This window comes from Allobosea sp. Root483D1 (genome assembly GCF_001429505.1).
GTDB lineage: Bacteria > Pseudomonadota > Alphaproteobacteria > Rhizobiales > Beijerinckiaceae > Allobosea.
Genome location: NZ_LMJW01000017.1, coordinates 1 through 247 on the forward strand (window position 1 = coordinate 1; position 247 = coordinate 247).

The 247-nt window shown below is 67.6% G+C and carries 1 protein-coding gene; it reads right to left on the reverse strand.

Annotated features, from left to right (window positions below; translation table 11 throughout):
- On the reverse strand, positions 1–247 hold a 247-nt coding region (locus ASE66_RS14560), incomplete at both ends, for a 3'-5' exonuclease (protein ID WP_057190415.1).

The window sequence follows — 247 nt, forward strand, 5'->3', positions numbered from 1 at the left end:
CAGGTCCTTGACATGGGCGGCGTCGAGGAATTTCAGACCGCCGAACTTCACGAACGGGATGTTCCGGCGCGTCAGCTCGATTTCGAGCGGGCCGCTATGGTGCGAGGCGCGAAAGAGCACGGCTTGCTGCTTCAGCGCTGCGCCGGCCTCGCGGTTTTCCAGCACCCTTTCGGCGATGAAGCGAGCCTGGTCGGCCTCGTCCCGGACATTGACCAGCTCGGGCGCCGCGCCGGCGGCGCGGTCGGTC